At 72.9% G+C, this 7,774-nt stretch carries 7 protein-coding genes; 2 read left to right on the plus strand and 5 right to left on the minus strand.

Translation table 11 applies throughout. The features are described 5' to 3' along the window. Positions 1 to 194: 194 nt before the first annotated feature. Complete coding sequence (locus tag B2K11_RS20335; protein ID WP_163620909.1) at positions 195 to 1,043, minus strand: amidohydrolase family protein; 849 nt, start codon at positions 1,041 to 1,043, stop codon at positions 195 to 197. A 76-nt stretch (positions 1,044 to 1,119) separates the two neighbouring features. On the opposite strand from B2K11_RS20335, the gene B2K11_RS20340 reads away from it, so the two are divergent. Continuing rightward, on the plus strand, positions 1,120 to 1,800 hold the full coding sequence (locus B2K11_RS20340) for a FadR/GntR family transcriptional regulator (RefSeq protein ID WP_163620910.1): 681 nt from the start codon (positions 1,120 to 1,122) through the stop codon (positions 1,798 to 1,800). A gap of 128 nt (positions 1,801 to 1,928) precedes the next feature. On the opposite strand, the gene B2K11_RS20345 is transcribed toward B2K11_RS20340, so the two are convergent. The 4 genes from B2K11_RS20345 to B2K11_RS20360 form a co-directional block, all read right to left on the minus strand. Then, positions 1,929 to 2,855 carry a DnaJ domain-containing protein gene (locus tag B2K11_RS20345; RefSeq protein ID WP_163620911.1) on the minus strand — a complete coding sequence of 309 codons (927 nt, stop codon included), beginning with the start codon at positions 2,853 to 2,855 and terminating at the stop codon, positions 1,929 to 1,931. Positions 2,856 to 2,915: 60 nt separating this feature from the next. Further along, positions 2,916 to 3,368 (minus strand): hypothetical protein, encoded by a 453-nt coding sequence (locus B2K11_RS20350; RefSeq protein ID WP_239526302.1) that lies wholly within the window; start codon positions 3,366 to 3,368, stop codon positions 2,916 to 2,918. Between the two features lie 95 nt (positions 3,369 to 3,463). Next, positions 3,464 to 4,306 carry an LssY C-terminal domain-containing protein gene (locus tag B2K11_RS20355; protein ID WP_163620912.1) on the minus strand — a complete coding sequence of 281 codons (843 nt, stop codon included), beginning with the start codon at positions 4,304 to 4,306 and terminating at the stop codon, positions 3,464 to 3,466. A gap of 24 nt (positions 4,307 to 4,330) precedes the next feature. Further along, a complete protein-coding gene (locus tag B2K11_RS20360; RefSeq protein ID WP_204260215.1) occupies positions 4,331 to 5,404 on the minus strand; it encodes an enoyl-CoA hydratase/isomerase family protein in 1,074 nt (357 codons plus the stop codon). A gap of 151 nt (positions 5,405 to 5,555) precedes the next feature. Here B2K11_RS20360 and B2K11_RS20845 point away from each other — a divergent pair. Next, positions 5,556 to 7,774: ABC transporter ATP-binding protein (locus B2K11_RS20845; protein WP_204260216.1), on the plus strand; the 2,219-nt coding region annotated here is incomplete at its 3' end.

The following is a 7,774-nucleotide window of genomic DNA, read 5'->3' on the forward strand; positions in this document are numbered from 1 at the left end:
GTCGGTCCGGAGCGTTTCGTCTCGGTCGCTGGCGCTCCCTCGCTCAACGACCGGGCCCGCTGAGTCGCGCCGATTCCCCGGTCGTTGAGCGAGCGAGGTACGAGCGAGACGAAACGCCCGTAGCCCGGCGCGCGACATCGGTCCAGAGCGATTCGTCTCGCTTCGCCGGCTTAACGACCGTGAGCCTGTACCGCTCAGCCCAGGCGGTAGACCCGCTCGGCATTCTCGGCGAGAACGGCGTTGCGGTCGTGGGCGCCGACGCGGTCGCCGAGCCACGAGGCAACGGTCTCGACCCAGCGGCCGTACGGGCCCGAGACCGGCCAGTCGCCGCCGAACAGGAGGCGGTGCGGGCCGAAGGCGTCCAGTGCGACGTCGAGGAACGGGCGCAGCTGTGCGGCGGTCCACTCTCCCTGCGACTCCGCGGGCAGACCCGACAGCTTGCAGACGACGTTGTGGCGCCGGGCGAGCCTGTGCAGCTCCGTCGCCCACGGCGTGCCGTCGGCGGGGGCCGCGTCATCCGCCGAACCGACCGGCGGCTTGCCGAGGTGGTCGAGCACGATCGTGAGCTCGGGCACGGCGTCGGCAAGCGCCGCCACGTCCGACAGCTGGCTCCAGCGCACGCACGCATCGAAGGGCAGGCCGGCGGATGCCACGGCCCGGGCGGCGTCGCGAAAGCCCGGCTCCGCCGCGAAACCGTCGGCCTCGGACTGCAGCATGCGGCGCACCCCGACCACGAGCGGTTTGCTCGCGAAGGCCTCCAGGTGCGCGTCGGTCGCGGCAGGGTCTTCGAGCGGTGCGCGCGCGACGATGCCGCGCAGCGGCACCTGCGCTGCGAGCGACGCGACCCAGTCGGCTTCGGCGACCGACTGCTCCGGCGCACACTCCGCCTGGACGAACACGAAGCCGAAGTCGCCGTCGGGTGCGTCCTGCAAGGCGAGATCGAGATCTTCCGGTCCGAAAGATCGGAGCAGCGGTCCGTCCAGCCACTCGTAGGTCAGGACCTCTGGGTCCCAGAGATGGAGGTGTCCGTCCACGACTCGCATGGCTTCCATTCTGCCGCGGACGCACGGGGGCCGCGGCATCCGTGCCCGCCGGACATCCGATGTCTAAGATGGGCGCGTGGCCGTCACCGACGAAGCGATCGAGAAGATCAAAGACATGATCGTGCGTGGCGAGCTGGGCCCCGGGTCCCGCCTGCCTCCCGAAAAGGATCTCGCCGAGCGCCTGGGCCTCTCGCGCAGTTCGATGCGCGAGGCCGTCAAGGCGCTCGAGGTCATCCGGGTGCTGGACGTGCGGCGCGGCGACGGCACGTACGTCACGAGCCTCGAGCCGAAGCTCCTCCTCGAGGCGATCTCGTTCGTCGTCGACCTGCACGACGACGACTCGCTGCTCGAGATCTTCGCCGTGCGCCGGGTGCTCGAGTCCCACGCGACGGGCCTCGCGGCGCAGCAGGCGGGCGACGACGACGTCGCGGGGCTGGATGCCGAGATCAGCGCCGTGGCCCCCGACACCGACATCGAGTCCCTGGTCGAGCACGACGTGCGCTTCCACAGCGCGATCGCGCGGCTCGCGGGAAACGACTACCTCGCCAGCCTGCTGGACAGCCTGACCAGCCAGACGGTGCGGGCACGCGTCTGGCGCGGCCTCACACAGGCGGGCGTCGTCGAGCGGACCCTCGCCGAGCACCGGGCGATCCTCGACGCGATCGCCGACCACGACGCCGAGCTCGCCACCTCGATCGCCCAGGTGCACATCGCGGGCATCGAACGGTGGCTGCGACAGGCGCGCGACCGCGCCTGAGCCGGGGCGGCTATCGCCCGTCGTCGCGCGGCGGGTGCGGCGCGGGGCACGGCGGGCGCGGCGCAGGGCAGGCGCCGGGTGCGGCGCGGGGCACGGCGGGCGCGGCGCAGGGCAGGCGCGGGGCTCGGCTAGGCGAAGCGGACGGTCTGCTGCAGCCGGGTGCGGATGTCGAACACCTCGTTGCCGCCGATGTCGCGCGCGCCGGTGATGCCGCGACGGAGCACGGTCGCGAGCGCGCTGCGCGACACCATCGCGACCCGCATGCCTCGCACCCGGCCGAGCTCCTGGATCGGCTCGACCACGTCTTCGTCGGGGAGCACGACGATCGCTCCGCTGAACCGCACGCCCGCCGCGCGCGCGACGACGCGCATGTGTGCGAGCAGCTCGGCGAGGGGTGCGCCGGGCACGCCGTCGCCGACGAACTCGCCGCGGCGCAGCCGCGCCGGACCGCCGAAGTCCTCCGACAGCAGGCCGTACAGGCCGCTCGGCCCGAGCACGATGTGGTCGATCTTGGCATCGGGGTCGGCACCGCGCCCGGACGCCGCGACGTCGTGCCACACCGTGTAGCCCATGCCGAGGTCGGCCACGATGCGGGCGGTCGCCTCCTCGGCGAGCGCATCGGCGAGAAGTCGCCGCAGCGCCACCGGAGCGGAGCGCACGAGCGCCGGGTCGTAGGGGTCGTCGAGGGTCACGCCGCGGCCCGCCCATTCGCGGATGAGGGTGAGGTAGCGCTCGCGGCGCCAGCCGCCGGGGTGGCCGTACGAGCGCGCACGCGGGCGGGTGTCGGTGCGGGCCGCGGGTGGCCGCCATCCCGACCACTCCGGAGCGGCCGCCTCGCCGAAGCCGTGACCGCGGTCGTAGGCCGCACGCGCGTCGGGGGTGCCGACCAGCTCCCAGGCCCGCTGCACCTGGATGAACACGGCCGCGTCGCCGCCGGTGTCGGGGTGCGTCTGCCGCAGCCGCAGGCGGTAGGCCTTGCGCAGGGTCTCCTCGTCGACACCGGGGTCGACCGCGAGTACCTCGTAGGCCGACGCCGAGAGCGGACTGTCGAACACGAACCCTCCCCCACGAGCCTCTGCCGCCCGGATCAGCCGCGCGGAACACCGCAGATCAGGCTACGTCACCCCCGCACCGTCGGGCGCGTCACGCCGCTCGTTGCGGCGCGCATAGGCCGCGGCGCTGCGGCTCGACAGGGCGAGGAGGACCAGGATGTCGAGACTCAGCGACACGTACGTGCCGTCGATCTCGATCTCCTGGCCTTGCGCCCACCAGGCGGTGAAGGACGTGCTGATCGAGAGCATCGAGATGAACATCACCACCACGCGCGCCCAGTTGATGCCCCGGTACACGAGGAACGCCATCGCGAGGTCGAGCAGCAGCACCACTGAACCCGTGCCGAGCACCAGCCACAGCGCCGCCTGCGTCCCCTCTGGGCTCGGGTCGAAGCCCTCGAGCACGGAGTCGGGATCGGCGAGGAGCTCATCCCACCCCGCCGCGATGCCGACGAGCACGGCGACACCCGCGAGGACGCGCAGCAGGATCAAAGCCGCGCCGGCGGTGGTGGACATCGGCCGCTTCATGTGGGGGTCGTACCGGGGCGGCCTCAGCAGTCGCGCGGCCGGTTCGTACGCGGGCCGCTTCTGCGGGGCGGGCGTCTCTGCGTTCACGCGGCCACCTCCCCCGATGCATCGACACGGGTCTCGACCGCCCGGACGTCGACGATCGGCAGGTCGCCGTCGGTGCGGATGCTGTCGCCGCCGCCGTTGCGGGCGTGATAGCCCGTGGCGAAATCGGCGATGACGTCGACCGCGACGCGGGGGTCGGCATCCGTCACCGTCCTGACGATGTGGTCGCGCTCGACGTCAGTGTCGGCGTCGATGCGATGCGTGACCTGGAGCGTGAAGAGCGACAGCCCGACGCTGGTGTCGAACGTGCCGGCGGCGAGCCAGTCGACGCGGCGGCCGCCGGGCAGCAGCCAGTCGTCGGGGCAGCGCCAGAACCGCACGTGGTGACGTTGCGCGGGATTGCCGTCGACCTCCTGCTGGTATGCGAAGTCCTGCTGGCGGCCGAAGAGGAACAGCGGGCTCACCGGCGCCTCGTCGTAGCTGCGCCGCCTGAGCGTCGACGCCACGATGCGCCACGACGACCCCAGGGTGACGGGCTCGGCGCGCGTCCAGCCGGCGGCCTCGAGCGCGGCGCGGATCTGCTCGCCGCTGCCTTGGAACGCCAGGTTCACCGGATCGCCGAGGAGTCCGTCGCTGGTCCGGGTGCGTCCGATGAAGTACTCGGGCACGTAGATGGTGGTGAGGATGCGGTGCAGGCGGGGCAGCACGAGGTAGGCGAGCAGCAGCCAGAACGCCAGGAAGAACGGGATGCCCCACCAGCCGACGTGGAACGTCTCGGTGAAACTGAGGTAGGCCAGCCACAGCGCCGCCAGGCCGGCGAAGACGAAGAAGAACCAGTCGATCGCGACCCCAATCGAGTAGGCGCGGCGGCGGGTGCTCACGGTTCCTCCTCGCCGCTCGCGCGGTCAGCCCCAGAGCGGAACGTCGGGCCGGTGGGCGAGGGCCGTCGCCCCCAGGTCTGCCGGCAGGTCGGCGAGCGTCGCCGGCTGCCAGCGCGGCGAGCGGTCCTTGTCGATGACCTGCGCGCGGATGCCCTCGGCGAGGTCGGGCTGCGTCGTCGCGAACCACATCACGAGCCCGTATTCCTGGTCGAGCGCTTCGCGCAGTCCCGGCAGCTCACGCGCGCGGCGCACGGCGGCGAGGGTCACGGCGAGCCCGGTCGGCGAGAGCTCGCCGAGCAGATCGGCGGTGGCGGATGCCTCGGGCTCGGGCCGCGCGCGCAGTCGCTCGACGATCTCGGGGACGGTGTCGGCGGCGAAGGCGTCGTCGATCCACGTGCGTGCCGCCTCGAGCTTCGACCGGGCGGGCGTCTCGTCGAACAGCAGCACGAGCTCGGTCGGCGTGGACGGGTCGGCCCGCGTCTCGAGCGCGTCGCGGACGGCGTCGAGGCTCGCGTGGGGTACGAAGTGGTCGGCGAATCCGGCGTAGATCGCGTCCGAGGCATCCATCACCGCGCCGGTGAGTCCGAGGTACTCGCCGAGGCGACCCGGTGCGTGCGCGAGCAGCCAGGTGCCGCCGACGTCGGGGGTGAACCCGATGCGCGTCTCGGGCATCGCCAGCTGTGACCGCTCGGTGACGATGCGGATCGCCGCGTGCCCGGCGACACCGATCCCGCCGCCCATCGTGATGCCGTCGGCGAACGCGATGAACGGCTTCGGATACTCGGCGATGCGGGCGTTGATGGCGTACTCGTCGCGGAAGAACACCCCGGCGTCCTCGGCACGACCGCTCGTGACCTGCTCGGCGAGGCCGCGCACGTCTCCGCCGGCGCAGAGCCCCCGCTCGCCGGCGCCGTCCAGGAGCACGACATCGACCTCGGTGTCGTGCTCCCACGCGTCGAGGGCGTCGTGCAGGCGCCGGACCATGCCCAGGTCGAGTGCGTTGATCGCGCGCGGGCGATTGAGAGTGAGCCGCCCGAGCCCTCCGCTCGTGCTCAGGAGGACGGTGGGCTCGGCGCTGACGTCGGCGAGGTCGGTCACGAGCGCAACGTTACCGGGCGGCTGAAGTTCTCCCACGCCGGACCTGGATTTCCGCCAGGATGGAACTCGGTTCCGCGAGGAACCCGCAATGAAGCGACCCCGACCACTGCCCCGCGGGGTGTCTCGCTCACGACCACGGGAAGGGTTCGGCATGCCCCACGGCCATTCGCTGGAGTTCTCAGGTGTCACCAAGCGCTTCGGCGCCGTCACAGCCGTCGCCGGGCTCACCGCGCGCGTCGAGCCCGGGCAGGTGACCGGATTCCTCGGGCCGAACGGCGCGGGCAAGACAACGACACTGCGGATCCTGCTCGGCCTCGTCCGCGCGACGGACGGCCACGCGACGATCGGCGGCCGGCGCTACGCCGAGCTCGATCACCCGCTGCAGACCGTCGGCGCCGTGCTCGAGGCATCCAGCTTCCATCCCGGCCGCACCGCCGCGGCCCACCTCACCATCTACGCGCAGGCCGCCGGCATCGCGCGGGCGCGGGTGGACGAAGTGCTGGATCTCGTGGGCTTGACGGATGCCGCGAACCGCAAGGTCGGCGGATTCTCACTGGGCATGCGCCAGCGCCTCGGCCTCGCGTACGCGCTGCTGGGCGACCCGGGCGTGCTGGTGCTCGACGAGCCGGCGAACGGCCTCGACCCCGAGGGGATCCGCTGGATGCGCGGCTTCCTCCGCCAGCTCGCGGGCGAGGGGCGCACGGTGCTCGTGTCGTCGCACCTCCTCGCCGAGGTGCAGCAGACCGTCGACGCGCTGCTGATCATCTCGCGCGGGCGGCTCGTCTTCCAAGGCTCGATCGACGAGCTCACCGACCCGGACGAGCACGCCACCGTCGTGGACGCGCCCGATCGCTCGGCGCTGGTGGCGGCGCTGAAGGCCGCGGGCGTGCCGTTCGAGGTCCTCCGCTCGGGACTCACCGTGCGCGGCCTCGACCCGGTCGCGGTCGGTGCGGCAGCCGCCGCCGGCGGCGTGGCCCTGTCGTCGCTGCACCGCCGGGGCCCGGCGCTCGAGGAGGTCTTCCTCGACCTCGTCAACGGCGCACGGGTGCACGCGAGCGCCGCGGGCGGGGTGGGCACGCTGTCGCAGGTGCCCGGAACGGATGCTGCCGCCGTGGGTCTCGCCGCGGGCGCGACGTCGGCCGGGGCGGCGACGGCGGGGACGACGACGGCAGGGGCGGCGACGCCGGTGGTGGCGACGGATCCAGAGCCCTCGGAGTCGGAGGCGGGAGCAGTCGCGGCCCCTGCGCCTGAGCAGGACGACTCGGGATCGCACGAGGCCGAGCAGTCGGCGCTCAGCACGGCAGTCCTCGACGCCGAGGGAACGAGCGCGCCGGGCGCGGCCGCTGCTCTCGGAGCAGCCGCCGGCGCTGCGTGGGCGAGCGAGGCTCGGAACGATGAGCCTGCCGCGACCACGGAAGGTGCACGCGCCGCGGAGCACGGCGGCGCTGTGGGAGCCGCCGAGCACGGCGGTGCTGCGGAAACCGCCGAGCACAGCGGTGCTGCGGAAACCGCCGAGCACAGCGGTGCTGCGGAAGCCCCGGAGCCCGCGCCGGCCGACGACCTGCCGCCGGCTCCCCAAGCCGCTCCGACGGAGCCCGCGCCCCCGTGGTACGCGGTCGCGAGCACGGGCGTGATCAACATCGTCCCCGCCGCCGCACAGGAGCAGCGGGGCGAGGTCGCGCCGGAGCACCCGAGGCCGAATGACGCCCCCGCGGTGGACGCGGCGCGTGCGGACGACCGGGCGTCAGACCCTGCAGCGATTGCGGAGGAGGCCGAGGAGCCCGCCGATGACGACCCCTGGGCGCCGGAAGACTCCGACCCCGACGTCGAAGCTCTGGGTGAGATCGACGACGAGCTCTCTACTCCCGAGCCGGCTGACGCGGACGACGACCGCCCGTGGGAGCACTACGTCAAGACGGACTCCGACATGGAGGCCGATGCGTTCTTCGCGGCCTTCGATGCCGATGGCAACCCCCGCGTCGAGCCCGCTCCCGGCGCGGAACCGGAACCCCAGCCCGAACCGGAGTCCGAACCCGCGCCCGCGGCCGACGCCCCCGGCGAACCCGACGCCGCGCCGGTTCCCCACCCCGGGGCTGAACCCGAAGCCGGACGCGAGTCCCAACCCGTACCTGAAGCTGAGTCCGATGGGTGGGTTGCAGAACCCGGCGCCACGCCCGATTCCGCCGCTCCCCCACCCGGCGATGAGCCCGGTCCCCAGCACGTGACCGAACCCGAAGCGGAGTTCGTGGCTGAGGTCGAGCCCGAGGCCGAGTCCGAGCCAGAGCGCGAGCCAGAGTCCGAGTCCGAACCCGAACCCAACGCTGAGCCCGAGCCCGAACCCGAACCCAACGCCGAGCCCGAACCCGAACC

The sequence above is a fragment of the Microbacterium sp. B35-30 genome (assembly GCF_010634855.1).
Lineage (GTDB): Bacteria > Actinomycetota > Actinomycetes > Actinomycetales > Microbacteriaceae > Microbacterium.